The organism is Nonomuraea wenchangensis (genome assembly GCF_900111685.1).
Taxonomy (GTDB): domain Bacteria; phylum Actinomycetota; class Actinomycetes; order Streptosporangiales; family Streptosporangiaceae; genus Nonomuraea; species Nonomuraea wenchangensis.
Genome location: NZ_FOHX01000001.1, coordinates 836,557 through 863,517, shown reverse-complemented (window position 1 = coordinate 863,517; position 26,961 = coordinate 836,557). Strand labels below are relative to the sequence as shown.

At 73.3% G+C, this 26,961-nt stretch carries 23 protein-coding genes; 11 read left to right on the top strand and 12 right to left on the bottom strand.

Annotated elements, in window-relative coordinates; genetic code table 11:
- Nucleotides 1–80 precede the first annotated feature (80 nt).
- From BMW85_RS04180 to asnB, 10 genes are all read left to right on the top strand, one after another.
- Complete coding sequence (locus tag BMW85_RS04180) at nt 81–416, top strand: TcmI family type II polyketide cyclase (RefSeq protein ID WP_091076948.1); 336 nt, start codon at nt 81–83, stop codon at nt 414–416.
- The gene (locus BMW85_RS04175; protein WP_091076945.1) at nt 413–841 is read left to right on the top strand and encodes a cupin domain-containing protein; all 429 of its coding nucleotides are present in this window, start codon (nt 413–415) and stop codon (nt 839–841) included. Before BMW85_RS04180 ends, BMW85_RS04175 begins: the two co-directional genes overlap by 4 nt.
- Entirely contained in the window at nt 838–2,097 is a 1,260-nt protein-coding gene (locus tag BMW85_RS04170; RefSeq protein WP_091076943.1) for a beta-ketoacyl-[acyl-carrier-protein] synthase family protein, read from the top strand. Before BMW85_RS04175 ends, BMW85_RS04170 begins: the two co-directional genes overlap by 4 nt.
- A 279-nt stretch (nt 2,098–2,376) precedes the next feature.
- The gene (locus tag BMW85_RS04165) at nt 2,377–4,248 is read left to right on the top strand and encodes an AfsR/SARP family transcriptional regulator (protein ID WP_091076941.1); all 1,872 of its coding nucleotides are present in this window, start codon (nt 2,377–2,379) and stop codon (nt 4,246–4,248) included.
- Between the two features lie 162 nt (nt 4,249–4,410).
- Nucleotides 4,411–6,261, top strand: coding sequence for an AfsR/SARP family transcriptional regulator (locus BMW85_RS04160; protein WP_091076939.1), 1,851 nt, complete (start codon nt 4,411–4,413; stop codon nt 6,259–6,261).
- A gap of 108 nt (nt 6,262–6,369) precedes the next feature.
- Nucleotides 6,370–7,578 (top strand): cytochrome P450, encoded by a 1,209-nt coding sequence (locus tag BMW85_RS04155; protein WP_091076937.1) that lies wholly within the window; start codon nt 6,370–6,372, stop codon nt 7,576–7,578.
- 27 nt (nt 7,579–7,605) lie between these two features.
- Nucleotides 7,606–8,604 carry a class I SAM-dependent methyltransferase gene (locus BMW85_RS04150; RefSeq protein ID WP_091076935.1) on the top strand — a complete coding sequence of 333 codons (999 nt, stop codon included), beginning with the start codon at nt 7,606–7,608 and terminating at the stop codon, nt 8,602–8,604.
- A 1-nt stretch (nt 8,605) separates the two neighbouring features.
- Complete coding sequence (locus BMW85_RS04145) at nt 8,606–12,304, top strand: non-ribosomal peptide synthetase (RefSeq protein WP_091076932.1); 3,699 nt, start codon at nt 8,606–8,608, stop codon at nt 12,302–12,304.
- A gap of 79 nt (nt 12,305–12,383) precedes the next feature.
- The gene (locus BMW85_RS04140) at nt 12,384–13,631 is read left to right on the top strand and encodes an acyltransferase family protein (protein WP_091076931.1); all 1,248 of its coding nucleotides are present in this window, start codon (nt 12,384–12,386) and stop codon (nt 13,629–13,631) included.
- Nucleotides 13,632–13,680: 49 nt separating this feature from the next.
- Complete coding sequence (gene asnB / locus BMW85_RS04135; protein WP_342743378.1) at nt 13,681–15,552, top strand: asparagine synthase (glutamine-hydrolyzing); 1,872 nt, start codon at nt 13,681–13,683, stop codon at nt 15,550–15,552.
- Between the two features lie 16 nt (nt 15,553–15,568).
- Here the strand turns inward: asnB and BMW85_RS04130 are convergent, their stop codons facing one another.
- Nucleotides 15,569–16,597 carry a methyltransferase gene (locus BMW85_RS04130; RefSeq protein WP_091076926.1) on the bottom strand — a complete coding sequence of 343 codons (1,029 nt, stop codon included), beginning with the start codon at nt 16,595–16,597 and terminating at the stop codon, nt 15,569–15,571.
- Between the two features lie 197 nt (nt 16,598–16,794).
- Between BMW85_RS04130 and BMW85_RS04125 the strand changes: the two genes are divergently transcribed.
- Nucleotides 16,795–17,991, top strand: a complete 1,197-nt coding sequence (locus BMW85_RS04125) for a cytochrome P450 (protein WP_091076924.1) — start codon at nt 16,795–16,797, stop codon at nt 17,989–17,991.
- Nucleotides 17,992–18,042: 51 nt separating this feature from the next.
- On the opposite strand, the gene BMW85_RS04120 is transcribed toward BMW85_RS04125, so the two are convergent.
- Genes BMW85_RS04120 through BMW85_RS04070 form a run of 11 tightly spaced genes read right to left on the bottom strand, consistent with a single transcriptional unit; the run spans nt 18,043 to nt 26,889 of the window.
- Complete coding sequence (locus BMW85_RS04120; protein ID WP_245774595.1) at nt 18,043–19,278, bottom strand: FAD-dependent oxidoreductase; 1,236 nt, start codon at nt 19,276–19,278, stop codon at nt 18,043–18,045.
- A 23-nt stretch (nt 19,279–19,301) separates the two neighbouring features.
- Entirely contained in the window at nt 19,302–20,699 is a 1,398-nt protein-coding gene (locus BMW85_RS04115) for an acetyl-CoA carboxylase biotin carboxylase subunit (protein ID WP_091076919.1), read from the bottom strand.
- On the bottom strand, nt 20,696–21,226 hold the full coding sequence (locus BMW85_RS04110; protein WP_245774594.1) for an acetyl-CoA carboxylase biotin carboxyl carrier protein: 531 nt from the start codon (nt 21,224–21,226) through the stop codon (nt 20,696–20,698). The genes BMW85_RS04115 and BMW85_RS04110 overlap by 4 nt, the downstream gene beginning before the upstream one ends.
- 26 nt (nt 21,227–21,252) lie before the next feature.
- The gene (gene accA / locus BMW85_RS51790; RefSeq protein ID WP_091076917.1) at nt 21,253–22,938 is read right to left on the bottom strand and encodes an acetyl-CoA carboxylase carboxyltransferase subunit alpha/beta; all 1,686 of its coding nucleotides are present in this window, start codon (nt 22,936–22,938) and stop codon (nt 21,253–21,255) included.
- Nucleotides 22,939–22,974: 36 nt separating this feature from the next.
- Nucleotides 22,975–23,277: an antibiotic biosynthesis monooxygenase family protein gene (locus BMW85_RS04100; protein WP_091076915.1), complete on the bottom strand. Its 303-nt coding sequence runs from the start codon at nt 23,275–23,277 to the stop codon at nt 22,975–22,977.
- Nucleotides 23,274–23,618: an antibiotic biosynthesis monooxygenase family protein gene (locus BMW85_RS04095; protein ID WP_091076913.1), complete on the bottom strand. Its 345-nt coding sequence runs from the start codon at nt 23,616–23,618 to the stop codon at nt 23,274–23,276. The genes BMW85_RS04100 and BMW85_RS04095 overlap by 4 nt, the downstream gene beginning before the upstream one ends.
- A complete protein-coding gene (locus BMW85_RS04090) occupies nt 23,618–24,370 on the bottom strand; it encodes an SDR family NAD(P)-dependent oxidoreductase (protein WP_091076909.1) in 753 nt (250 codons plus the stop codon). Before BMW85_RS04090 ends, BMW85_RS04095 begins: the two co-directional genes overlap by 1 nt.
- 34 nt (nt 24,371–24,404) lie before the next feature.
- Nucleotides 24,405–24,866, bottom strand: coding sequence for an anthrone oxygenase family protein (locus tag BMW85_RS04085; protein ID WP_091076907.1), 462 nt, complete (start codon nt 24,864–24,866; stop codon nt 24,405–24,407).
- Between the two features lie 21 nt (nt 24,867–24,887).
- Nucleotides 24,888–25,343: an SRPBCC family protein gene (locus BMW85_RS04080; RefSeq protein ID WP_091076904.1), complete on the bottom strand. Its 456-nt coding sequence runs from the start codon at nt 25,341–25,343 to the stop codon at nt 24,888–24,890.
- A gap of 2 nt (nt 25,344–25,345) precedes the next feature.
- Nucleotides 25,346–25,606 carry an acyl carrier protein gene (locus BMW85_RS04075; protein WP_020546127.1) on the bottom strand — a complete coding sequence of 87 codons (261 nt, stop codon included), beginning with the start codon at nt 25,604–25,606 and terminating at the stop codon, nt 25,346–25,348.
- Nucleotides 25,603–26,889: a ketosynthase chain-length factor gene (locus tag BMW85_RS04070; protein ID WP_091076902.1), complete on the bottom strand. Its 1,287-nt coding sequence runs from the start codon at nt 26,887–26,889 to the stop codon at nt 25,603–25,605. The genes BMW85_RS04075 and BMW85_RS04070 overlap by 4 nt, the downstream gene beginning before the upstream one ends.
- Nucleotides 26,890–26,961: the final 72 nt, after the last annotated feature.

Sequence of the window (26,961 nt, the reverse complement as noted above, 5' to 3'; positions counted from 1 at the left end):
CAGCGCGATTCGAGCCTGCTTCCAGTGCCGCGGGCGAGCGTGAGCGGGTCAGTGGCGACCCCCTTTCGCTGGAGGCAGACGTGCACCGCACCCTGATCGTCGCGAAGCTGAGGACGAAGGACACCGATCAGATCGCCGACGTGTTCGCCGCGTCGGACGCCTCGGACCTGCCGCACATGGTGGGCGTGTCCCGGCGGACCCTCTTCCGGTTCCACGACCTCTACTTCCACCTGGTGGAGGCCGACCAGGACATCTCCCCGAACCTCTACCGGGTCCGCAGCCACCCGCTCTACCAGGACGTCAACACCAGGCTGACCGAGTTCGTCGCGCCGTACGACCCCGCCTGGAAGGAGCCCAAGGACGCGATGGCCTCGCCGTTCTACGTCTGGACCAGCCGGGACGGGAGGACGATGTGAGCACCAGGCGGCCCGTGAAGGTCAACGTCGACGAGGCGATCCCCAACCGCAGGCGGGGCGGGGACATCCGGGTGACCCTCAGCCCCAAGACGGCCGGCACCACCTCGGGCTTCGGCGGCGTGCTGTTCCTGGAGGCGGGGGAGTACGTCACCGAGCACTACCACCCGTACTCCGAGGAGTTCCTGCACGTCGTGTCGGGAACGCTGGAGATGTCGCTCGACGGCGAGCCGATGCCGCTGGCGCCGGGCGACTCGCTGATCGTGCCCATCGGGGTGCGCCACCGCCTGGTCAACACCGGCGCCGAGCGGGCGCGGGTGGTGTTCCACCTCTCGCCGCTCGCCCCGCGGCCGGAGCTCGGGCACGTCGACACCGAGCAGGTGGTCGCCCCCGAGGCGCCCGCTCCCCAGGTGGGGCAGGCGGGATGAGCAGGACCGCCGCCATCACCGGGATCGGCGTGGTCGCGCCGGGCGCGGTCGGGCGCGAGCCGTTCTGGGAGCTCCTGACCGCCGGCAGCACCGCCACGCGCACGATCACCCTCTTCGACGCCGGTCGGTTCCGGTCCAGGATCGCCGCCGAGGTGGACTTCGACCCGAGGGCGTCGGGCCTGTCCGCGCAGCAGGTCCGCAGGATGGACCGGGCCGCCCAGTTCGCGGTGGTGTGCGCCAGGGAGGCGCTCGCGGACAGCGGCGTCGAGCTCGGCCGCGTCGACCCGGGGCGCGTGGGCGTCAGCGTCGGCAGCGCCGTCGGGTGCACCATGAGCCTGGAGGAGGAGTACACCGTGCTCGCCGACGAGGGCCGCCGCTGGCTCGTCGACCACACCTACGGCGTGCCCCACCTCTACGGCTTCATGGTGCCGAGCACGCTGGCCGTCGAGGTGGCGTGGGAGGTCGCGGCCGAAGGGCCGACCGCGCTCATCTCCACCGGGTGCACCTCCGGCCTCGACGCGGTCGGCCACGGCGCCGCCCTGATCGAGGAGGGCTCGGCGGACGTGGTGTTCGCCGGCGCCACGGACGCGCCGCTGTCGCCGATCACCTCGGCCTGCTTCGACGCGATCAAGGCCACCTCGCCCAGCAACGACGACCCCGAGCACGCCTCGCGGCCGTTCGACGCCGAGCGGAACGGGTTCGTGCTGGGCGAGGGCGCGGCGGTGATGGTGCTGGAGGACGCGGCGGCGGCCCGCGCCCGCGGCGCCCGCGTCTACGCCGAGGTCAGGGGGTTCGCCGGCCGCAGCAACGCCTTCCACATGACCGGCCTCAAACCGGACGGCAAGGAGATGGCGGAGGCGATCAGGGTCGCCATGGCGCAGGCGAGGGTCGGCGCCGACGACATCGACTACATCAACGCGCACGGCTCGGCGACCAAGCAGAACGACCGGCACGAGACGGCGGCGTTCAAGCGGAGCCTCGGCGACCGGGCCTACCGGGTGCCGGTCAGCTCCATCAAGTCGATGATCGGCCACTCGCTGGGCGCCATCGGCTCGATCGAGGTCGCCGCGTGCGCGCTCGCGCTCGACCGCGGCGTCGTCCCGCCGACGGCGAACCTGCACAACGCCGACCCGGAGTGCGATCTCGACTACGTGCCGCTGGAGGCGCGGCCGCACCGGATGGACGTGGTATTGAGCGTGGGCAGCGGGTTCGGGGGATTCCAGAGCGCGACCGTGCTGGCACGCCCTGGAACCTGACCGGCCGTGAGCTGGCACGAGTCCCGTCCGCTCCCCGTCCGCCCGAGGGGGAGCGGGAGGGCCGGGACCGAACCGGCTTCAGCGGCGCTATAGCGAGGCTTGATTTCCAGCAATCAAACGGCGGTAGATTAGCTGGGGTCGGGTGATCCATCACCTTCCACGGGATACCTCCTGCGTGCGTTCAGCCGGGGGCACAAAACGTACGGTTTCAGCTCGGCCGCGTCCGACGGCGTGAAGATCCACGTAGTGGGACGCGTCGTTCCGGAGGAGCAGCTTGGCATGAAGGTGAACTTACTGGGCCCGCTGGAGGTTCGGTGCGAGGGAGACGTCGTCACCCCGTCGGCACCGAAGCTACGGCGGATGCTCAGCCTCCTCGTCGTCCACGCCAACAGCGTGGTGCCCAACGAGCAGATCATCGAAGAACTGTGGGACGCCAACCCTCCCACCACGGTCACCACCACGCTTCAGACCTACGTCTACCAGCTCCGCAAGACGTTGCGGCACCACGGCGGGGAGCGGGGGCCGGACGCCGCGGGCCTGCACACCTCGCTCGGCGGCTACCTGATGTCGCTGCCGCCCGACGTGGTCGACCTGATGCGGTTCGAGCGGCTGGCGCAGGCCGGTCGAGCCGCGCTCGAGGCGGGCGAGTTCGAGCAGGCGGCCGCGAACCTGTCCCAGGGGCTCGGCCTGTGGCACGGGCCCATGTTGGCCGACGTCAGCCAGGGGCCCGTGCTCCGCGCCGAGGTCCTGCGGCTGGAGGAGCTGCGCAGGAACACCCTGGAGCAGCGCATCGAGGCCGACCTCCAGCTCGGCCGGCACCGGGAGGTGCTCGACGAGCTGGTCCGCCTCGCCGAGGAGCAGCCCACCCACGAGGGGTTCCAGGCGAAGCTGATGGTGGCGCTGTACCGGGCGGAACGCCCGCAGGAGGCGCTGCACGTCTACCGCAGGACCTGCTCCGCCCTCGCGAGCGAGCTGGGTCTCGACCCCTCGCGCCGGCTCCAGCGGATCCAGCACGCCATCATGTCCGCCGACCGCAGCCTCGACGTGCCGAGCGTGGCGGACCGCGTCTCGGTGCACCCCGGGCCGGTCCACCCGGCGGAGGGGACGCTGGTCGGCCGGCAGCGGCACGTGGAGCTGGCGCTGCGCGGGCTGGCGGCGGGCCGCGAGCACGTCCCGGCGGTGGTCGTCATCTCCGGCCCGCCCGGTTCCGGCAAGTCCGCGCTCTGCACCGAGGTGGGCGCCCGCGCCGCCGAGCGGTACCCCGACGGGCAGGTCCACGCCGACGCCCTGGACGCGGCCGGCCGGCCGCTCGACGCCGGCGGGCTGCTCCTGACGCTCCTGCGGGCGATCGGCCTGCCCGAGGACCTCATCCCCGCCGCCGACGAGGAGCGGGCCAGGCTGTTCCGCGCCTGGACGGCGGAGCGCCGGATACTCGTCACGCTCGACGACGTGGCCGACGTCGGCCAGCTGCTGCCGCTGCTGCCGTCCAACTCGGCCTGCGGCGTGCTCGTGGTGAGCCGCCGGCTGCTCTACTCCCCGGAGATCACCAGCACCGTGAGCCTGGGCCCGCTCGGCGTCGACGAAGGGGTGGAGCTGCTGGCCGGCCTGCTCGGCTGCCGCAGGGTGGCCGCGGAGCGGGCGGCGGCCGGACAGCTCGTCCAGCTCTGCGGCGGCCTGCCCTCGACGCTGAGCGACGTGGCGGAGCGGCTGCTGTGCGAGCCGCACGAGTCGCTGGAGCGGGCGCTGGGCCGGGTCCGCGGCGAGCTGAGTGGTCCGGTGCCGCCCGCCTGCGGGGGGATCGGGCCGCGCGAGAGCGTCGAGCGGAGCTACCGGCTCGCCTCCCCCGACGCACGCCGGACGTTCCGGCTGATGAGCACGGCGGGCACCGCCGTGTTCCCGGTGCCGGCGGTGGCGCGGCTGCTGGGGGTGCCCGAGTACCAGGCGGAGTACCGGCTGGAGGAGCTGGTGGACCTGTGGCTGGTCGAGGTCGTCCCGGGAGCGCGGGACGGGTGGCCGCACTACCGGGTCCTGCCCAGCGTCCGGCAGGTGGGCCGGCGGTTCGCCGAGGAGGCGGGCGACGGCCTCGCGCCCGAGGCGCCGCGGCAGCCGGCGGCGAGGCCGCCCCTGGTCCAGGTGCCTCAGGAGGTCTGACCGTGGCCACGGTCGGGGAAGTCGTGTCCTGGCGTCACAGGAGCGCCGCCCAGCGCCCTCCTCCCGCGCGGTGCCCCCGCCGGGAGCCACCGCCATCGCCCCAACAGAACGCGTTCAGGCAAGACCCGCTCGCACCGGTGAACCGTGAGGAACGTGTGGCTAATGGAGATCCACCTCTTGGGCCCGTTGGAGGTCCGGCATCACGGGCTGGTAACACCGTCGGCGCCGAAACTGCGCCGGGTGCTCTGTCTGCTCGGGATACACGCGAACAACGTGGTGAGCACGGAGAAGCTCATCAAGGAGCTGTGGGAGGAGGATCCGCCCGCCAGCGTCACCACCACGCTCCAGACGTACGTGTACCAGCTCAGGAAGCTTCTGGGCCTGCGCGCCTCCAACGGCTCGTCCCCGGGGCCGGACCACGACGCCGGCGCGCCCGCCCTTCTCACCACGCCGAACGGCTACACCCTGTCCCTGGCCCCGGATGCGCTGGACGCCTACCGCTTCGAGCAACTCGCGGCGCTCGGCCAGTGCCACCTGAAGGCCGGCGAGGTGGAGAAGGCCGCCGACACGCTGCGGGACGCGCTGCGCCTCTGGCGCGGACCGGCGCTGGTGGACGTCACGCCCGGCGCCGTGCTGCAGACCGAGGCGCTGCGGCTGGAGGAGGTGCGCAAGAGCATCCTGGAGCATCGCATCGAGGCCGATCTCCAGCTCGGCCGCCATCATGAGCTGCTGGGCGAGCTGACCGGCCTCGCCCTGCGCGAGCCCACTCACGAGGGGTTCCAGGCGATGCTTATGCTCGCGCTCTACCGCGCGGGCCGGCGTTCCGACGCGCTGCGCGTCTACCAGCGGACCCGCATGATGCTGGCGAGAGAGCTCGGCGTCGAGCCGTCCAACCGGCTGTGGCGGCTGCACCAGGACATGCTGACCTCCTCGCGCGACCTCGACCCGCGCCCGGTGAGCACGACCGCGAAGACCCGCCTGACCAGCGCCTCGGAGCACCCGTGCCAGCTCCCGCCGAACGGGCGGATCCTGGTGGGCAGGGACGACGAGCTCGCCATGATGCTGCACGCGCTCTCCGCGTGCTCGCGAGAAGGGCCGAACGTGGTCGTCGTCAGCGGCCCGCCGGGCTCCGGCACGACGTCGCTGTGCATCAGGGCCGGGCACGAGGTACGCGACCGCTACCCGGACGCGCAGCTGTACGCCGGCATGCTCAAGGACAGCGACCCGGCCAACCCCGGCGAGGTGCTCGCCAGCTTCCTTCGCGCGCTGGGCGTGCCCGACAGGAGGATCCCCGCCGCGTTCGAGGACCGCCGCCGCATGTTCTGCGCCTGGGCGGCCGAGCACCAGGCGCTCATCGTCCTCGACGACGCCATGAGTGTGAAGCAGCTCATGCAGGTGCTGCCCGTCGAGGGGCCCTGCGGGGTGCTGATCTCCGGCCGGCGGCGGATGTTCCTGCCGGGCGGCGTCACCGTGGTCGACCTGCCGCCGCTCGGCACGGAGGACGGCCTGCGGCTGCTGACCGAGGTGCTCGGCCCCGAGCGGATCGCGGAGAACCCGCACGCCGCCGCCGACCTGGTCCAGCTGTGCGACGGCCTGCCCTCGATCCTGCACGCCGCCGCGTCCCGGCTGGCGAGCCGCCCGCACTGGACCATCGACCACCTGGTCGAGCAGGTCCGCCGCACCCGCTCGACCGGCGCGTTCCTGGTGGGCGCGTGGTCGCCGCTGGTGACCAGCGTGCGGCGGAACTACGAGGTGATGCCGGAGGCCCTGCGGACGGTGTTCCGCAGGCTGTGCGCGATCCCGTCGCCGTTCCTGCCGCCCGTGCTGGTGGCGGCGGTGCTCGGCGTGCCGGAGGAGTTCGCCGAGTTCCTGCTGCAGGAGCTGGCGAACCGGCAGCTCCTGCGGATCGACTTCGGGATGGTGCCGACGACACCGGAGCGCTACTGGCTGCTGCCCACCGTGCGCGCGATCGGCAGGTACCTGCAGGCGCCGCTGGACGAGGACCTCTCCTAGCCAGGCTGGATCGATCCTCCAGGAACCCTCGCTGAGGTGGAGGAGCAGCACGGCAGGCGGATCCCGCACGGCGGCGCCGCCCCCTGTGATTCCCAAGGGAGAACTGTGATGACCCAGACCCCCCGACCTCTGCCGCTGGCGCGCGAGCACCCGCTGGCCCCACCGCCGGAGTACGCCCGCCTGCGGGAGGAGAGCCGCGTCTGCCCGGTGGCGCTGCCGGACGGGAAGACCGGCTGGCTGCTCACGCGCTTCGAGGACGTGACGTCGGCGCTGATCCACCCCGACGTCAGCGCCCGGCGCGGGTTCCAGACCTCGGTCACGTCGGTGACGCTCACCCCGGAGGAGTACCTGGCCTCCGGCTTCGGGACCTCCTTCATCGGGATGGACCCGCCCGAGCACACCCGGTACCGGCGGCTGCTGACCGGGCAGTTCACCGTCCGGCGGCTGAAGGCGCTGGCGCCGCGCATCGAGGAGATCGTCGATCAGCACCTGGACGCGATGGTCGCCGCCGGGCCGCCTGCCGACCTGGTGCGGGACTTCGCGCTGCCGGTCCCGTCGATGGTGATCTGCGAGCTGCTCGGCATGCCGTACTCGGAGAGCAAGCAGTTCCAGCAGCGCACCAACACGATCATGCGGCTGGAGCGGACGAAGGACGAGCTCCTCGACGCGATGACGGGGATGGCGTCCGACATGCGCGCCTTCGTCCAGGAGAAGCGGCGGAGCCCGGACGAGGGACTGCTGAGCGGCCTCATCGAGGCCGTGCCGTCGGACGGCGTGCCGCTGACCGACGACGAGCTGGTGGCCATCGGCAACCTGATGGTCATCGCCGGGTACGCGACCACCGCCAACATGCTCGGCCTCGGCGCGCTCGCGCTGCTGACGCACCGGACGCAGTGGGTGAACCTGTGCGAGCACCCCGAGAACGTCGAGCGCGGCGTCGAGGAGATGCTGCGCTTCCTGACGGTCGGCCCGTACTGCCTGCCGCGCTCCGCCAAGGCCGACCTGGAGATCGGCGGGCAGCGGATCAGCGCGGGTGACCCGATCCTGCTGTCGACCGAGTCGGCCAACCGCGACCCGGCGCAGTTCGACGCGCCCGACGTCATGGACGTGACGCGGGAGCCCAAGCGCCACGTCGGCTTCGCGTACGGCGCCCACCAGTGCCTCGGCCAGGAGCTCGCCCGGATGGAGATGCGGATCGCGTTCGGCAGGCTGACCCGGCGTCTTCCCGGCCTGCGGCTGGCCGTCCCGGTCGAGCAGGTGCCCATGTGCTCCGACATGCAGATCTACGGGGCGCACGAGATTCCCGTCACGTGGTAGCAACGTCACGCAGAAGAGCGGCGATCAATGACCACTGAGCACGCATACCCCAGGGATGTACGCGACCTGTACGAGCGTTTCCCGTACCCGTTGCCCACCTCGGCCGCGGAGCCCATCTTCGACACGGCCATCGGCGTGGACCTGACGTTCACGGACCTCGACGGCAGGCGGGTGCTCGACGCCGGCTGCGGCACCGGCCACCGGCTGGTCGGGATGGCCCTGCAGTTCCCCGACACCTCGTTCCTGGGGCTCGACTTCAGCGGCAGCTCCCTCGCGGTGGCGCGGGAGCTGGCGAGAAGACACGGCTGCGGGAACGTCGCGTTCGAGCAGGGCGAGATCGGCGGCGCGGCACTCGGCCGGCGGTTCGACGTCATCACGAGCACCGGCGTCATCCATCACCTGCCCGACCCCCCGGCCGGCGTCACATGGCTGGCCGGCCATCTGGAGCCGGACGGCGCCATGTACACGTGGTTCTACCACCTCTACGGCGAGTACGACCGGCTGCTGGAGCGGCGCCTGGTCCGCCTGCTGGCCGGCGGGAACGCCGACGCCGACCAGCTGCTGCGGGACCTGAGCCTGTCCCTGTCGATGGCGCGCTACGGCTCGGGCACCTCGCACTCCGACGTGAGCGACGAGGCGCACGTCGCCGCCGCCGCGGACGCCTACCTCCATCCGATCGTGAACGCCTACGACTTCGACTCCGTCGCCGGCCTGTTCGCCCACGAGTTCCCGTGGGCGGTCGCCACCGGCGTCAACTGGCAGGACGGTTCAGGCGTGATCAACGTCGCGGACTGGGCGGACCCGAAGTACGGCGCCATCACCGCCGCGACGCTCTTCGCCGAGCCGGCGGCCAGGACGGCGTTCCTCGGCCTGGATCCCCGTTCCCAGCTCCGCTGCCTGGAGCTGGCGCTCCGGCCTACGGGGTTCACGGTGGTGTGCGGAAAGGGCGCGAGCCTCGACCGGTGCGCCACGCGCATCCAGCGGGGCGCCGCGCTGGCGAACCTGTGCGGGGGAGGAGAGGTCTGACATGGAAGGCGGTGCGGGAGTCGTCCTCCGGTTCCGTGGACGGCTCGACGTGGAGGCGCTGCGGGCGGCGCTGCGGGCCGCGGCGGCCCGGCTGTGGGTCCACGAAGCGGCGATGGACGACTGCGAGCTGCGCGTGCTGGAGACGGACGGCGCCGGAGCCGTGGACGAGGTGCTCGGCCAGGAGCGGCGGGCGGGGTTCGCCACCCGCTCCGCGGTGCGGGCCACGCTGATCCGGCGGCCGGCGGCCGATGTCCTGGTGGTGGCGACGAACCCGCTGGCGACCGGCGCGTGGCTGCTCACCTGCCTCAGCCGGCAGCTCCCGCGGCTGTACGCGGCCGCGGCGCGCGGCCGGCCCGCCGTTCCCGCGCCGCGCCGCGCGGAGGCGGCCCCACGGGGCGGACCGGCGGGCGAGCCGCCCGCGCTGCCGCTGCCGGTCGATCACGTCCGCCCTCCGGAGCTCTCCGGCCGGGGCGCGGCGCGGGAGTTCGCGCTGGACGCGGAGGCGGCGCGGGCGTTGGGCGCGCGCCTCGACGTGCCGGTGGCCGCGATCCTGCTGGCGGCCTTCCAGATCGTGCTCAGCCGGTACACCGGCAGGGACGACGTTCCGGTGGGCCTGCCGGTCGCCGACGGTTCCCCCGCCGACACCCGGCTGTTCCGCGGCGACCTGTCCGGCGACCCGACCGTGCGGGAGGCGCTGGCGCGCACCGGGCGCGGCCTCCTGGACGCCTCGACCGTCGCCGGGCCGCCGCCGGTGCGGTACGCGTTCGAGGAGGAGCCGGCCCTCGCCTGGCGGGCGGCCGGGATCGAGGTCGCGTCGGCGTCGGCGTGGACCACCGTCACCCCGGCCGAGCTGGGGCTGTTCGCCCAGGACGCGGCGGGCTCGCTCACCGCGCGCCTCGAGTACTCGGCCGACCTGTTCGAGGCGGAGACGATCGACCGGCTGGCCGGCCATCTCCGGCAGGTGCTGGCCGGGATGGCCGCCGATCCTGACGCCCGCGTGAGCGAGCTGGAGCTGCTGACCGAGGCGGAACGGCGCCGGATCGTCGTCGACTGGAACAGGACGGCGGCGCCGTACCCGGCCGGACGGGGCGTGCACGAGCTGGTGGCCGAGCGGGCGCGGGAGTGCCCGGACGCGGTCGCGGTGGTCGCGGGGCCGGAGCGGGTGACGTACCGGGAGCTCGACGAGCGGGCGAACCAGCTCGCGCACCACCTGCGCGGGCACGGCGTGGGCCCGGAGGTTCCGGTCGGGGTCTGCGTCGGGCGCGGCGCGCCGATGATCGTCGCGCTGCTCGGCGTCATGAAGGCGGGCGGCGCGTACGTGCCGCTGGACCCGGACCATCCGCCGGAGCGGCTGGCGTTCCTGATCCGCGACGTGGGCATGTCCGTGGTCGTGTCGGAGCGGGACCTGGACGACCGGCTCAGGGCCGCCGGCGCCGCCGCCGTGGTGCGCCTGGACGCCGACCGGGACGCGATCGCCCGGCACCCCGTCACCGCGCCCGACGGCGGCGCGGGGCCGGACGACCTGGCGTACGTCATCTACACCTCCGGCTCCACCGGGCGGCCGAAGGGCGTCCAGGTCGAGCACCGGTCGCTGACCGCCCGGGTCGTGGAGCTGCGCGACCGGTACGCGCTCACCCCCGGCGACACCTTCCTGCAGTTCGCCTCGATCGCCTTCGACGGCTCGATCGGCCAGATCTTCCCCCCGCTCGTGGCCGGCGCGCGGCTGGTCGTCCGGCAGGGGCAGTGGGACCTGCAGTGGCTGCTCGACGCGATCGTCGAGCACGAGGTGAGCGTGTGCGAGCTGCCGCCCTCGGTGTGGGGCCTGCTGGTGGACAAGCTCGGCATCGACGGGCGGCTCGGCCCCAGCCTGAGGCTGGTCTCCCTCGGCGGCGAGCAGGTGCTGCCCGCGCAGGTCCGGCGCTGGTTCGAGGTGTCGGACGTGCCGCTGTTCAACGTCTACGGCCCCAGCGAGACCACCGTGACGGCCACCACCGCGACCATCCGCCGGCCCGCCGAGAGGATCCCGATCGGCCGGCCGATCGCGAACACGGAGGTGTTCGTGGTGGACGCGCGGGAGCGGCCGGTCCCCGTGGGCGTGGTCGGCGAGCTGTGGATCGGCGGCGCCGGCGTCGCCCGCGGCTACGTGAACCGGCCCGAGCTGACCGCCGGGAGGTTCGTCGTCCGGACCGTCGGCGGGGTGGAACGGCGGCTGTACCGGACGGGCGACCTGGTCCGGTGGCTGCCCGACGGGTCGCTGGAGTTCGCCGGCCGGATCGACCACCAGGTGAAGATCCGCGGCCACCGCATCGAGCCGGGCGAGGTCGAGTCGGCGCTCGCCGGGCACCCGGCGGTGGCCTCGTGCGCGGTGGTGGCCCGCGAGGTCACGCCGGGCGACACGCGGCTGTTCGCCTACTGGGCCCCCGGCGACGGCGCGGAACCGGCCGCGGCCGACCTGCGGGAGTGGTGCGGGCGGACGTTGCCCGGCTACATGGTGCCGAGCGGCTTCGTCCGGATGGACGAGCTGCCCCTGACGGGCAACGGGAAGATCGACCGGGCGGCGCTGCCGGCCCCCGGCGGCGAGCGGCCCCGGCTGGAGACGGAGTTCGTGCCGCCGCGCACGCCCGTCGAGGAGACCCTCGCCCGGGTCTGGGCGGAGGTGCTCGGGCTCGACCGGGTCGGCGTCCACGACGGCTTCTTCGACCTCGGCGGCGACTCCGTCCTCAGCATCGCCCTCATCACCAGGGCGAGGGAGCACGGCATCCGGCTCAGCTCGCGGGTGGTGTTCGAGTCGGAGACCCTGGCCGAGATGGCCGCGCGGGTGTCCGGCGGCGGGCGGGCGAGGACCGCGGCCGGCGGCTCAGGCTGGCGCTTCCAGGTGTGGCAGGGCGGGGACCGGGGGCGGGTGTCCATGGCGATACTCAACGGGGACAGCCCGGCCGGCCCGATGATGTTCTGCCTCCACGAGATCGGCGGCAACGTCAGCGCCTACACAGACCTGGCGGAGATCCTCTCGCCGGTGGCCCGTCTGGTCGGGATCGAGTCGGGCGGCATCAGGCTCGGGCTGGCCCCCGGGCGCGACCTGGTGGAGCTGGCCGAGACGTACTGGGGCGCGATCCGCGGCATGCAGCCGTCCGGGCCGTACTTCCTGACGGGCTACTCGCTCGGCGGGGCGGTCGCCCTGGCGGTCGCCGAGCTCGCCGAGCGGCAGGGCGCGGAGGTCGCGCTGCTGACCGCCGTGGACGCGGCCCTGCCCGTCGGCCCCGTCAAGGACATGGTGGAGCGCGACCGGGACCGGATCGACGAGCTGTCGTCGCTGGTCGCCGCCGCCGGGGCGCTGCCGGACCTGGCGGGCTCGTCCCGCGCCCGCGCGCTCATGCGGGAGCTCAACCTGCCCGAGGTCATGCTGTCGCTGGCGCGGGAGGAGTTCGAGGCGCGGGTGCGCATCCTGGCCGCGCACACCCACGCCCTGCTGACGTACCGGCCGCGGCCGGTCGCCGCTCCCGTGCTGCTGTACCAGGCGCGGGAGTCGGCCTGGTCCGTGCCGCTCGCCGAGTGCTGGCGGCCGTTCGCGGCCCGGCTCGACGCGCGCGCCTGCGCCGGCGGCCACCTGTCCGTGCTCCGGCCGCCCCACGTCCGCGCCGTCGCCGACGACCTCGCCGAGGTGATGAAGAAGATAATCGCGTCGCAGGGGGCAGAGTGAAGGAGAGAGGGGAGTAGCCGGCGGCCGCCTGACGGCCGTCCCCCTCGGACCGGCCACGGCCCACAGGGGAGGCGCAGGCATGACGACCGGCATCGGGGCGCCCCGGGACCTGGCGCGGGAACGGCGCCCCGAGTTCGACGTCATGCGCCTGGTCGTGGTCGTGGGCCTGGTGTTCTTCCACGCGTCGCTGGTCTTCGGCTCGCGTGACGGCTTCTACGTCACCAACGCCGGGACCGGCGACGCCCCCTTCCTCGTCACCGGCCTCGTCGCCGCCCTCTGCGTCGTCTGGGCGATGCCCCTCCTCTTCCTCATCGCGGGGTTCGGGGCGTGGCACTCGATGCGCCGCCGGGGGCCCGGTGGGTTCGCGGCCGAGCGGCTGCGGCGGCTGGGCGTGCCGTTCGTGGTGGCGATGGTGACCGTCGCCCCGATCCCGCAGTGGTTACGGTTACGGACCGATCCCGGTTACCACGAGTCGTACCTGGCGTTCCTGCCGAGGTTCTTCGCTGTGCGGCCGGCGCCGGCGGACTTCCCGTTCGTCCTGAAGGGCACGTACTTCGAGACCGGGCACCTGTGGTTCCTCGTGCTGCTGCTGTGCTTCTCCCTGCTGCTCGCGCCCCTGGTGCGCTGGCTGCCGCGGGCGCTCGCCCGCCGGCTGCGCGCCGGTCCCGCGCGGGTGGCCGCCCTGCCGGGCGGGACGCTGCTGTTCGGCCTCCCGATCGCGGCGATCTCCGCCGCGGCCGGGCTGGAGGAGACCATGGGCGGCTGGAACCGCTGGGCCTACGCGGTGTTCTTCCTGTACGGGTTCGTGCTCGTCACCCACCAGACGTTCCCCGCCGCGATCCGCCGTGACACGGTGCCCGCGGCCGTGGCGGGGATCGTGCTGCTGGCGGCGAGCGTGCCGGGGTTCGCCCTCCTGACGGAGCCGGGCGCGGACGCGTTCACCGGCATGACGCCCCTGGCGGCCGGGGTACGCGCGCTCCACGGCCTGGCGGGGTGGTGCCTGCTGGTCGTGATCCTGCGCCTGCTCGACCGTACGCCGTCCGCCCTCGGCCGCGCCGTCGCCCCGGACCGGCCGCTCGGCCGCCTGTACGGCTACCTGGCCCCCGCCGCCCTACCCGTGTACGTCCTGCACCAGCCGATCGTCGTGGCCGTGGCCTTCTTCGTCGTCGGCAGGGACACGCCGGCCCTGGCGGAGTACCTGGTCATCGTCGCGCTGTCGCTCGCGCTCACCGTGGCCGCGTACGACGTGCTGGTGCGCCGCACCCGCCTGACCGCCTTCCTGTTCGGCCTGCGCGGGCCGGGCCAAGGGGGCTCGATCCGCCGTTGAGGCGGGTTCGAGCCGGTCCCAGCAGGCTCGACGGTAGTCGGACAACCAGATGGAGGCCCGTATGTGCGGCATCGCCGGTTGGGTGGACTTCGCACGCGATCTGTCCGGAGAGCACCGGACGATCGACGCGATGACCGACACCCTGACACCACGTGGTCCCGATGCCAGAGGCGTCTGGTGCGCCGGGCACGCGGCGCTGGGGCACACCAGGACATCGGTCATCGACCTCACGGGCGGCGTCCAGCCCATGACGGCCGAGGAGGACGGCCGCACGATCGCGGTGATCACCTACAGCGGCGAGGTCTACAACTTCCGCGAGCTGCGCAACGAGCTGGAGCAGCGCGGCCACCGCTTCCGCACCAGGAGCGACACGGAGGTCGTCCTGCGCTCCTACCTGGAGTGGGGCGCCGACTGCGCCACGCGCCTGGAGGGCATGTTCTCCTTCGGCGTCTGGGACGTGCGCGACCAGAGCCTGCTGCTCGTCCGCGACCGGTTCGGCATCAAGCCCCTGTTCTACAGCCTGCGCCCCGACGGCGTGCTGTTCGCCTCCGAGCCGAAGGCGCTGCTGGCGCACCCGGAGACCGGGACCGCCGTCGACCTCGACGGCCTGCGCGAGGTCTTCTCCACCGCCAAGCAGCCGGGGCAGGCGGTCTTCCGCGACCAGCGGGAGGTGCGGCCCGGCCACACGCTGACCGTACGGCCCGGCAAGGTCGTCGAGCGGCGCTACTGGGCGCTGAGCGCGCGGCCCCACACCGAGGACCTGGACGGCACCGTCGACCACGTCCGGTCCCTGCTGGAGGACATCGTCCTGCGCGAGCTGGTGTCCGACGTGCCCCTGTGCACGACGCTGTCCGGCGGCCTCGACTCCAGCGCGGTCACCGCGCTCGCCGCCCGCTGGCAGCGCAAGGTCAACGGGGAGCGGGTGCGCAGCGTCACGACCACGTACGTCGGGTACAGCGAGAACTTCCGCCCCGACGACACCAGGGACACCGCGGACGCGCCGTACGCGGCCGAGCTCGCCCGGCACGTCGACGCCGACCACACCGACATCGTGCTGGACACCGCCGCCCTGACCGACCCGGAGGCCCGCAAGGCCGCCATGACGGCGCAGGACATGCCCACCACGGTCGGGGACATGGACACCTCGTTCTACCTGATGCTGCGCGCCATCCGGCAGCACTCGACCGTGGCGCTGACGGGGGAGACCGCCGACGAGATCTTCGGCGGCTTCCGCTGGGTGCACGACGACGAGCTCGTCCGCTCCGGCACCTTCCCCTGGGTGGCGAACGAGAAGCGGCAGCCGGGCTGCGCCAACGGGCAGGGCCGCGGCCTGTTCGACCGGAGCTTCCTGCAGAAGCTGGACATGGACCGGTATTACGCCGACAACTACCACCAGGCGCTCGCGGAGGCCCCGCACCAGGAGGGCGAGGACGAGCGGGAGCACCTGATGCGCTCGGTCTGCTACGTCAAGCTGGCGCGCTGGCTGCCCATGCTGCTGGACCGGAGCGACCGGCTGGCGATGACGTCCGGGCTGGAGACCCGGGTCCCGTTCTGCGACCACCGGCTCGTCGAGTACGTCTACAACACGCCCTGGGCGTTCAAGACCTTCGACGGGCGGGAGAAGAGCCTGCTGCGGGCCGCGGTGAAGGACCTCCTGCCGCCCTCCGTCCTGGACCGCCGTAAGAGCCCCTACCCGGTGACGCAGGACCCCGCCTACACGCGGGCGCTGCACCAGGAGCTGGCCGACCTGCTGGCCGACCCGAACGCGCCCGTCCTGCCGCTGCTCGACCGGTCCGCCGCCGACGAGGTGCTCAGACACCCGAAGGACGTGGCGCAGGACTGGCCGAGCCGGATGAACGTGGAGATGGCGCTGCAGTTCAACTCCTGGCTCAAGCACTACGGCGTGAGCCTGGAGCTGTGAGCGCGGCCGGGCCCGGTCAGGGGCGGATCGCCTCGACGAAGGCGAGGGGATCGTCCTCCTGGCCGGGCACGGCGAGCCGCCGGACGTCCCGGAAGCCGGCCTCGCGCAGCAGGCCGGTCAGCTCGTACTCGGACCGGATCCGGCCCCCGAAGGTGACCATCGCGTCGATGTCGGTGACGTGCGCGAACGACGGCTTCTCAGTCGTCACCCAGTCGATCACGAGCAGCCGCGAGCCGGGCGCGGCGGCGGTGAGGCAGTTGCCGGCGACGGTTCTCGCGCCGGTCTCGTCCAAGTCGCTGAGGACGTGCTTGAGCAGGTAGAGGTCCCCGCCGGCGGGCACCGACTCCAGGAAGTCGCCGCCGGCGAGGGTCATCCGGTCCGCCGCGGGGTGCTCGGCGACGATCTCCTTGACGTGCGGGAGCATCGCGGGCAGGTCGAGCAGCACCCCCCGCGCCCGAGGGGCGGCGGCGAGGACCGCGGCGAGCAGCGTCCCCGGGCAGCCACCGACGTCCACGACCGTCCTGGCGCCGCTCAGGTCGCAGACGGAGGTGAGCACCGCCCCCGCGAGCCCGCACACCGGGATCAGGCTTTCCGCGTAGTGCCGGGCCTCGTCCGGATGCCGCGCGTAATACCCCCACAGGTCCGAGCCCAGCGTGTCCGTGGCGGAGGGCCGCCCGGTGCGCAGCGTGTGCTCGATCCGTTCCCACGGCCGCATCAACCCCGGGCCGTTGACCGCGATGACGAAGCCGCGCAGCGAGGGCACGTCGGAGCGCAGCACCCGGCCGAGCTCCGTGAGCGCGTACTCGTCAGGCCCGGCGGGCGTCACGATCCCGGTCACGGCGCAGGCCCGCAGGAACCGGGCCAGACTCGGCGGGTGGGTCCGGGTCGCCTCGGCGAGCTCGGCGGCGGTGCGGGGGCCGGCGGCCAGATGGTCGGCCAGGCCCAGCAGCGCGGCACCGCGCAGGATCAGCCCGGTGCTCCACTCGTGCGGCCGCAGCTCGCCCATCCTCTGGACCAGTTCGAGCTCAGGGGGTACGGCGTTCATGGGCGGCACTCCTTCACGGTCGCGTGCGCGGTCAGCCGCAGGATCCCCTCTGGATCTGGTGGAGCGCTGGAGCCCCGCTGGGGGCGCGGAGGGCAGGACCACGCTCCAGGCGGATTCGACGCGCCCTCGACCGGCCCCGGTCACGCTGGAGACGTCACACCCCCGCTCACCGACCCACGACACGGAGGGCCCCGGCGATGGACGATGCCGCGCGTTCGTTCCCGTTCACCCCGGCGGACCCGCTGGAGCCGCCCCAGGAGTACGCCGAGCTGAGACGCGACGAGCCCGTGGCGCGGGTGCGCCTGCCCTCGGGTGACCTGGCCTGGCTGGTCAGCCGGTACGAGAGCGTACGCCAGGTGCTCGCCGACGACGCCCGCTTCAGCAGGGAGGCGATCACCGCGCCGGGGGCGCCCCGCGTGCTGCCCATCGCGGAGGGCTCCAAGTCGATCTTCGTGATGGACCCGCCCGAGCACACCCGGCTGCGCCGGCTCGTGTCCAAGGCGTTCACCGCCCGGCGCGTCGAGGCGCTGCGCCCCCGCATCCAGCAGATCACCGACGACCTGCTCGGCGCGATGGTGAAGAGCGGGCCGCCGGCCGACCTGATGAGCGGCCTGGCCCAGCCGCTGCCGATCACCGTCATCTGCGAGCTGCTCGGCGTCCCCTACGCCGACGTCGGCCGCTTCCGGCAGTGGACGGACCTCATGCTGAGCTTCGACCGCGCCATGCAGGACCAGGTCAGGCAGGCGCGGGAACGGCTGAACGACTACCTCACCGCGCTCATCGAGGCCAAGCGCAGCGAGCCGGCCGACGACGTGCTGACCGTGCTGATCGAGGCGCGCGACGAGGGCGACCGGCTGTCCCAGGAGGAGCTGCTCGCCTTCGGCTACACCCTCCTCGGGGCCGGCTACCACGCGACCACCGCGAGCATCGCGCACGCGGTGCTCACCCTGCTGCGCGAGGAGGACGAGCTGCGGCTGCTGCGCAGCGGCGACCGGCCGCCCCTCGCCGCGGTGGACGAGCTGCTGCGCAGGTCGCAGGCCGGCGGCGGCATCGGCGCGCTGCGCATCGCGACGGAGGACGTGCGGCTCGACGGCGTGCTGATCCGCGCGGGGGAGGCCGTCCTCCCCATGATCAACTCGGCGAACCGGGACGAGACGGTCTTCGCCGACGCCGACGGGCTCCGGCTGGACCGCAGGCCCAACCCCCACCTGTCCTTCGGGCACGGCATCCACCACTGCCTCGGCGCGCAGCTCGGCCGGCTCGAACTGGAGATCGCCCTCGGCTCCCTGCTGCGGGACCTGCCCGGGCTCCGGCTCGCCGTACCCGAGTCCGGCCTGCGGTGGAACCGGGGCACGGCGTTCTCCCGGCCGGCGGAGCTGCCGCTGACCTGGTGAGCGACCGTGGCGACCTCCCGGCGGGCCGGCGACGCCGGCCCGCCGGCCCGTTCACCCGTCGAGGTCGTCGAGGTCGTTGCGGCCGAGCGACCACCTGGCGACCTCCAGCGACGTGTTCAGCGCCTCCGTCGCGTACTTCAGCATCTCCCCCTGGTAGGAGGCCGCCGCCGCCTCCAGCGACACCGCGCCGCGCTCCACCGCGACCAGCGCGCGGCACAGGACGGCGGCGTCGCGGACGGCCGTGTTCGCCCCCACCCCACCGGACGGCGGCATCGCGTGCACGGCGTCGCCCAGCGGGATGACCGGCCCCGGCTCCCACGGCTCGATCGGCCGCGTCGCGCGCACGGCCACCGCGAAGGTCGCGTCGGTGCTCGCGGCGGCCAGGATCCTGCGGAGGTGCGGATCCCAGCGGGCGGTGCGCTCGCGCACCAGCTCCCAGAGCCGGGCGCCGTCCATCGCGAACAGCTCCTCGTCCGCCATGCCCAGCAGCGAGCGGTGCATGGAGAACACCGACATGAAGTAGTCCTCGGACTCCTCGATGACCAGGCCGGGCCACAGCCGCGCCACCGCCTCCTCCGGCGGGGTGCGGAAGACCATCGGCATCAGCCCCAGCTTGTGGCCGTCGGTGCCCATGATCCAGGTGAACCGGTCCTGCAGCGTCTCGGGGAGGCCGTCGCGGACGGCGTCCGCCATCGGGATCCGGCCGAATAACGTACGGATGCCGAGGTCGCGCGGCCGGTCCGCGGGGCGGCACTGGGCCCGTACGGTCGAGTTGACGCCATCGGCGGCGACCAGCACGGAGCCGGTGGCGCTCGTCCCGTCGGCGAAGTGGGCGGTGACCTCGCCGTCCGGCGTCAGCTCGTACCCGGTGAACTGCTTGCCGAAGGAGACGACGCCGTCGAGCCCGGCGAGCAGCACGTAGCGCAGGGTCACCCGGTCCACCGCGTCCACCTTGTCCGGGTCGGCCGCCCTCGGATCGGTGAACCGCGGCGACCACTGCTCGGTGAGGTGCTCGTCGTAGACGGCCATGCCGTACCCGTACCGGGAGTTCGCCGTCGCCGTCAGCAGCGCGGCGGCCTCGGGCGGCAGGCACTCGCGCAGGGCCTGCTCGCCCTCCGGGCTGATGTGCAGGCGGTAGCCCTGGGTGCGGCGGTGGACCGCGGCGTCCCTCTCGTACACCCGCACGTCCACCCCCGCCCGGCGCAGTCCCTGGGCGAGGCAGAGCCCGCCGATGCCGCCGCCGATCACGAGGACCCGGAGGTCCCGCGGTGTCTCCCGCCCGTCCATGTCCGCCTCCTTGGCGATCGTCGTCAACCGGCCGGCGCCGTGCCGCCGGCCGGCTCGTCCGTCCCGTCCAGCAACGACGTGGTGTGCGTGCCTGCGCGGAACACCGGGTGCCCCATGACGCCCCGGAGCAGGTCCCGCGTCGTGCGCACGCCCTCGCCGCCGATGCGGAACTCGGCCAGTGCGCGCTCCATCCGGGCGAGCGCCTGCTCCCGTTCCGGGGCCCACACCACGACCTTCGCCAGCAGCGAGTCGTAGTCGGGCGAGATCCGCCAGCCGGGGTAACCGTGCGTGTCCACCCGGACGAAGGGACCGCCCGGCGGCACGAACTCGGCCAGCTCGCCAGGACACGGCGCGAACCGCCGCTCCGGATCCTCCGCGTTGACCCGGCACTCCAGCGCCACGCCGCGCGGGCGCACCTCCTCCTGCCCGACCGGGAGCGGCAGGCCGGACGCGACCCTGATCTGCTCCCGCACCAGGTCGATGCCGGTCACCATCTCCGTCACCGGGTGCTCGACCTGCAGCCGCGAGTTCACCTCGATGAACGCGGCCTCCTCCTCGTCGACCAGGAACTCGAACGTGCCCGCCCCGGTGTAGCCGACGGACTTCGCCCCGGCCACGGCGTACTCAGCCAGCCGCCGGGCCATCCCCTCGGCCAGCCGCGGCGCCGGGGTCTCCTCGACCAGCTTCTGGTGGCGGCGCTGCACCGAGCAGTCCCGCTCGCCGAGGTGCAGGACGGCGCCGTGCTCGTCGGCGAGCACCTGGACCTCGACGTGCTTGGCCCGCTCCCAGAACCGCTCCAGGTAGACCCCGGGGTCGCCGAACACCGAACGGGCGGTGGCCCGCATCGCGCGGAACACCGGGACCAGCTCCTCCCACGTCCTGACCACGGCCATCCCGCGCCCGCCGCCGCCCGCCGACGCCTTGACGATCAGCGGCAGCCCGATCCGCCTGGCCGCGGGGACCAGCTCGGCGACGGTGCTCACCGGGTCGCGGGTGCCGGGCAGCACCGGCAGCCCGGCGTCCGCCATCAGCCGGCGGGCCAGCGCCTTGTCGCCCAGCCGGGCCATCACCTCGGGCGGCGGGCCGATGAACGTCAGTCCGTGGCGCGCGCAGATCTCCGCGAAGTCCGGGCTCTCGGACAGGAACCCGTAGCCGGGGTGCACGGCTTGCGCGCCCGTGCTCACCGCGGCCTCGATGATGGCCGGCGGATACAGGTAGCTCTGTCTCGGGGCCGGCGGCCCGATCTGCACCGCCTCGTCGGCCAGGCGCACGGCCGCGGAGTCGCGGTCGGCGGTGGAGTACACGACGACGGTGCGGATCCCCATCTCCCTGCACGTACGCACCACGCGCAGCGCGATCTCGCCGCGGTTGGCGACCAGCACCGTCTCGAAGGGCGGGCCGGCGCCGCCCGCCTGGGTCATTCCTGCCCGCCTGGCCGCAGGAACACCAGCGGCTGCCCGAACTCGACCCGCTCGCCGTCGCCGGCGACGACGTCGGTCACCCAGCCGGACACCTCGGCGACGACCGGGTTCATCAGCTTCATCGCCTCGACGATGCCCACCTGCTGGCCGGCGACGACGGCATCGCCCACTTCGACGAACGGCTTGGCCCCCGGCTCCTGCGCCCGGTAGAACGTGCCGACCAGCGGGGCGCGCACCTCGTGCCGCTCCTCCGCCTCGGGCTCCTCCTCCTCCACCGCCGCCGCCGCGCCGGCCGCCGGCGCGGCCGGCGCGGGCTCGGGGGAGGCCCATTCGACCTCGATGCTGGCGCACCCGAACCGCGCGCTCGCCCGCGCCGGCGGGAACGGCGCCAGGCCGACCACCCCGCTGAGGCTGCGGCAGAGGATCTCCATCGCCCCTTCCGCGCCGAGCCTGGTCATCTCCGCCTCCAGCGAACCGAGCTCCACCGCCCGCTGCTCGTCCGCACTCTCGACACGTGTCTCGGTCACGTCGTCCACGCCTCCTCGATCTGTCTTCACGCCGCTGGTGAGCCGAACCGGCGGAACCGGGCCCGGCGAGCGGAGACCAGCTGCACGCCGGGCAACCGGCGCAGGTCCCGCAGCGCGCACACCACCGCGTCATGTACCAGGCGGCCGGCCCGGTCCGGCCGGTTGTGCGCCCCACCGGCCGGTTCGGGGACGACGCCGTCGATCACGCCCAGCTCCAGCATCGACCGGGCGTTGAGCCGCAGCGCCGCCGCCGCCTCGGCGCGCCGTTCCGCGTCGCGCCACAGGATGGCCGCGCAACCCTCCGGGCTGATCACGGAGTAGATCGCGTTCTCGCACATCAGGACCCGGTCGGCGACGGCCAGCGCCAGCGCGCCGCCGCTGCCGCCCTCGCCGTTGACCACGGCCACGATCGGCACCGGCAGCGAGCCCATGACGCGCAGGCATTCGGCGATCGCGTGGGCCTGGCCGCCGCGTTCGGCGTCCACGCCCGGGTGCGCGCCCGGCGTGTCGATCAGCGTGATCACCGGGACGTGCAGTTTGGCCGCCAGCCGCATCAGCCGGGCCGCCTTGCGGTAGCCGGCCGGTGACGGCATGCCGAAGTTGTTGCGCACGAGCGCGTCGAGGTCGTGCCCCTTCTGGTGGCCGATCACCATGACGGGGAGGCCGTCGAGCCGGGCGAGCCCGCCGACCAGGGCCCGGCAGTCCTCGCCGGTGCGGTCCCCGCGCAGCTCGACGAAGTCGTCCAGCCAGCCGGCGATGTGGTCCATGGTGGTCGGGCGGCCGAGCTCGCGGGCCCGGCGCACGGTCTCCTCGACCGGCGGCGCCGCCAGCCGCGCGGGGTCGCGCACCATCGGGTCCCTGACGTCCGCGCCCCACCGCTCGTCGGGCGCGTCGGCGACGCCGAGCAGGTTCGCCACCATCCTCGGCACCTCGGAGCGGGGCAGGACGGTGTCGACGAGGCCGTGCTCCAGCAGGAACTCCGCGGTCTGGAACCTCTCGGGCAGCCGCTGCCTGACGGTCTGCTCGATGACCCGCGGCCCGGCGAAGCCCATCCGGGCGCCGGGCTCGGCGATGAGCACGTCGGCCAGCGTGACGAACGAGGCGGACACCCCGCCGAAGGTGGGATCGGTGATCAGCGTGAGGGTGAGCAGGCCGGCCTCGTCCATCGCGGCCATGGCGTTGCTGGTCCGCGCCATTTGCATGAGGGAGATCACGCCCTCCTGCATGCGCGCGCCGCCGGAGGCGGTGACGAGCAGCAGCGGCGAGCCGCAGCCGAGCGCGGTCTCCGCCGCGGTCGCCACGGCCTCGCCCGCCGCGGAGCCGAGGCTGCCCCCGAGGAAGCGGAAGTCCATCACCGCCGCCACGACCGGCCGGTCGTGGACCGTCCCGTGCGCCACCAGCACGGCGTCGTCCAGCCCGGTCGCCTGCCGCGCCGCCACCAGCCTGCCCGCGTAGGGCTTCAGGTCCGTGAACCCGAGAGGGTCGCGCACCGACGCCCCCGGCTGGACGGTGGTGGTCGAGCCGGGGTCGAGCAGGAGGGCGAGCCGTTCGGACGCGGTCAGGGAGCTGTGCCAGCCGCACTCGGGGCACACCTTGGCGTGGCGGGTGAACCGCTTGCCGTACAGCAGCAGCTTGCAGCTCCGGCAGACGATCCACTCCGCCTCCGCGCGCGTCCCTACAGCGGCCTTGCCGAAGTACTCGGCGCCGTTCATCGGTCACACCTCCCGTCCTCGCGGCCGGACCTGGGGTCAGTACGTGCCCATCACGTGGTAGACGCCGAAGGGGCGGCTCATGGTGGTGTCGCGGAACGGCCGCAGCGGCGAGGTCTGCCGCCGGTGGTCGGGGCCGTGCTCCCACTCGGTGAAGTCCGCGAGGCTCCGCCAGGAGCTCACCACCACGAACTCGCCGGGCCGGTGGACCGAGCCCAGCAGCTCGTTGCCCACCATGCCCGGCACCTCGGCCAGCCTGCGGCTCACCACGTGGTAGCCCTGCTCGATCGCGGCGACGTCGTCGGTCCTGTGGTAGAGCAGGACGCGCAGGCTGCCGGTCATCGAGCCGCCTCCCACGCGTCGTGGCTGACCGCGCCGGCACTCCCGGCCTCGCCGGGCAGGTAGGCGACGACCTCCATCGTGGTCATCGTGCCGCCGCTGCGGTAGGGGTGCAGCTGCCTGCGGTGCTCCAGGTGGCGCGCGCTGGTCTCGAACTCGCGGAACCTCGGCTCGTCCACCCAGTCGCTGACGATGTAGTAGCCCCCGTCCTCGAGGGAGCGGCTCAGCCACTGCCCGAGGCACGCGGGGTGGGAGGTGACCGCGTCACCGATCTTCAGCCAGACCTGCTCGAAGTCGTGCTCCATGCCCGGCTTGATCTCCATGCGGAGCATGACGCGGAACATCAGGCGATCCCTCCGTCCACCGCGATGACCGCGCCCGTGACGTACCTGGCCAGGTCACTGGCGAGCCACAGCACCGCGCCCGCCACGTCGGCCGGGCGGCCCCAGCGGCCGAGCGCGGTCTTCTCCTCGTAGCGCTTGAGCATCGCGGCGCGCTGCTCCTCGGGCATGGCGTCCACGGCTTCGGTGTGGATCATGCCGAGGGACAGCACGTTGCACCGGATGTCCCTGCCGCCCAGCTCGCGGGCGAGCGTCCTGTTCAGGCCGTGCAGCGCGGCCTTGGTGGTTGTGTAGTGGGCCAGCAGCGGGATGCCGATCTCCACGGTCTTGGAGCTGATGCTGATCACCGAGCCGCCGGCGTCGAGCAGCGGCAGCGCGTGCCGGATCACCAGGTACGCGGCCGTCAGGTTCGTATTGACGACCCGCTGCCACTCCTCCAGCTCCAGCTCGCCGTAGGGGACGTGGCTGACCGCGGCGGCGTTGTTGACGACCAGGTCGAGCCGGCCGTACCGCTTCGCGCACTCGCCGAGCAGGGCGACGGTCTGCTCGGCGTCGCTCAGGTCCGCCCGGAGCACGTGGTGCTGCCCGCCGATCTCCTTGAGTTCGCGTTCGAGCGCGGCGACCTGCTCGCCGTCCTGGCGGTAGCAGGTGATGACGTCCACGCCCTGCCGGGCGAGGGCGAGCACGATGCCCTTGCCGATTCCCCTGGTTCCTCCGGTGACGAGCGCCTTCTTGCCGTTCAGGCCGAGATCCATCCTCTTCCTCCACGTTCTCCTTCTGATGCTCGGGTCACAGCAGAAGGCCGACAGCAACACAGTTGACCGCGAGGGCGGCGACCGACATCGCACTTCGCGCCCGGTTCCAGCCGCCCCAGTGGCGGCGGGGGTCGCGTTCGGCGAAGTCCTCCGGCAGGTGGTCCGGGTCGAGTCCCCTGATCCACCTGTTGACGGGGACGTTCTTGACGAGGGACACCGTCACGGTGCCGAGGGCGAGCGCGCCGGCCACGGCGAACAGGACGGTGGCGGCGGGCGGTCCGGTGAGCAGGGCGAGTGCCGCGTCGCCGGCGAGCGTACCGATCAGGCAGATCGGCATGAAGGGGTCAAAGCGGGTGGAGAAGAACGCATGGGCGTGGACATACCGCCCCGGAGGCAGGCTCTGCAGCAGCGGCCAGCCACCCAGTTGCGTGCCCATCAGCACCCCCGCCGCGAGCCCGTTGACGAGCAGAACCCCCGGCACCAAGATCTCCAGCACCTCGCACCTCCCGTCAGTGCCTCAGCCGACCAGCGCCGCGGCCTCGACCTTCTCCTTGATGAGTCGCATCTGGATCGGCGTGTTGTGATCGAGGCGCCGCCGCATCGCCTCGTCGTCCACAGGCGCCTGCGGCTTCATCTCGAAGTCCTGCACCCAGCGCATGCGGACCCCGCCGTCCACCGGCAAGTACTCCCAGTAGATCCACATATACTTGAACGGCCCCGTCTCGATCCGCTGCGAGCGGACCGTCCTGGTCGTCGCGTCGGGGGTGCGCGCGGAGACCCAGCTCCACACCTTGCCGTCCGCGTCGGGGTGCAGCGCGAGACGGAACACCACCGTCTCGCCGCGCCGCTCGATGATCTCCGCGGCGGAGTACTCGCTGAACAGCCGCGGCCAGGACTCGATGTCGTTGGTCATGTCCCAGACCAGGTCCATGGGCGCGTTGATGACGATCTCGTTGTCGGTGTGCGCCGCCATCCCTAGACTCCCTCCAGCGTGAGACGCTCGTTGATGAAGGCGACGGCCCGCGCCGGGGTCGGCATCTCGGGCACCGCCTCGTCCGGTATCGACACGCCGTAGCGGCGCTCCACCTGCGACACCAGCTCCAGGACCGCCAGGGAGTCGTAGCCCAGCTCGGCGAAGGCGATCTCGGCGATGTCACCGTCGAGGTCCACCCCCTCCTCCACTCCCACACTGGTCCGCATGATCTCCGTGAGCTCGGCGAGGGTGATCCTGCTCATCCTGTTCCTCCCTTGTCTTCTCCGGGGTTCGCCTGGGGCGGGGACGCCGGGTCCGGGGCCCGCAGCACGAGCGCCGCGGTGAACCCGCCGTACCCGCGGGCCAGGACCAGCGCCGTGCGCAGGGGCAGCTCGCGGGGCTGGCCCGTCACCAGGTCGATGTCGCAGCCGGGGGCCAGGGTGCCCGGCCCCGCCGTGTACGGGATCAGGCCGTCCCGCAGGGCGAGCAGCGCGGTGGCGATGTCGAGCGACGCGCCGCCCCCGTAGAGCCGGCCCGTCAGTGTCTTCGGCGCGGTCACCGGCACGCCGCGCGGGCCGAACACCTCCGTGAGCGCCCGCGCCTCGGCCAGATCCTCCTCGGCCACGCCGGCCGCGTCGGCGAACACGACGTCCACCTCGGACGGCGGGCAGCCGGCGTCCTCCAGGGCGCGCTCCATCGTGCGCCGCAGGACCGGCGGCCGGGACGATCCCGGAGGGGGGTCGAAGCCGGCCGCGTACCCGGCGATCGTCCCGTAACCGCCCCCGGCGCCCCGCGCGCTCGCGCTCTCCGCGCTCTCCACGATCAGCATGGCCCCGCCCTCGCCGGGGACGTGGCCCGAGGCGTGCACGTCGAACGGCAGATAGGCCCGCGCCTGGTCGTCCACCTGGGACAACTTCCCGTTGCTGAGCTGGGCGACCAGCCCGTACGGACACAGCGGCGCGTCCGTGCCCCCGCTGACCACCAGCCGCGAGCCGAGCCTGATCAGCCGGCGCGCCTGCCCGAAGGCGTCGATCCCGCCGGCCTGCTCGCAGCAGATCACGCCGCACGGCCCGCGCATCCCGTGCCTGATGGACACCTGGCCGGTCGTCGCCGCGTAGAACCAGGCGATCGACTGGTAGGCGCTGACCCACGAGGGGCCGTTCAGGTACAGCCGTTCCATCTCGTGCTGGCCGAACTCCGTGCCGCCCGACGAGCTCGCCGTGACCACGGCCATGTCGTAGTCGTCGAAGCCGGCCGGGTCCACGCGCGCGTCCTCCAGCGCGGCGGCCGCCGCCGCCAGCGCCATGTGCGTCCAGTGGTCCGTCTGCGGGATCAGCCTGCTCGGCACCTGCTCCCTCGCCAGGAAGCCCGGCACCTGCCCGGCCAGCCGGACCGGGTACGGCGTCGGGTCGAAGCGGCTGATCCGCCCGATGCCGCTCTTGCCCGCCACGACCGACTGCCAGTGCGCCTCGGTGCCGATCCCGGTCGGCGCCACGACGCCGATCCCGGTCACCACGGCCTCGACGGCGGCGCGAGACGTGCTCATCGATGTCCCTTTCTGTCGTCGGCGACAGGCTCGCCCGGCGGCCTGGAACGCCTCTCGAAGCGCGCTGGAGGC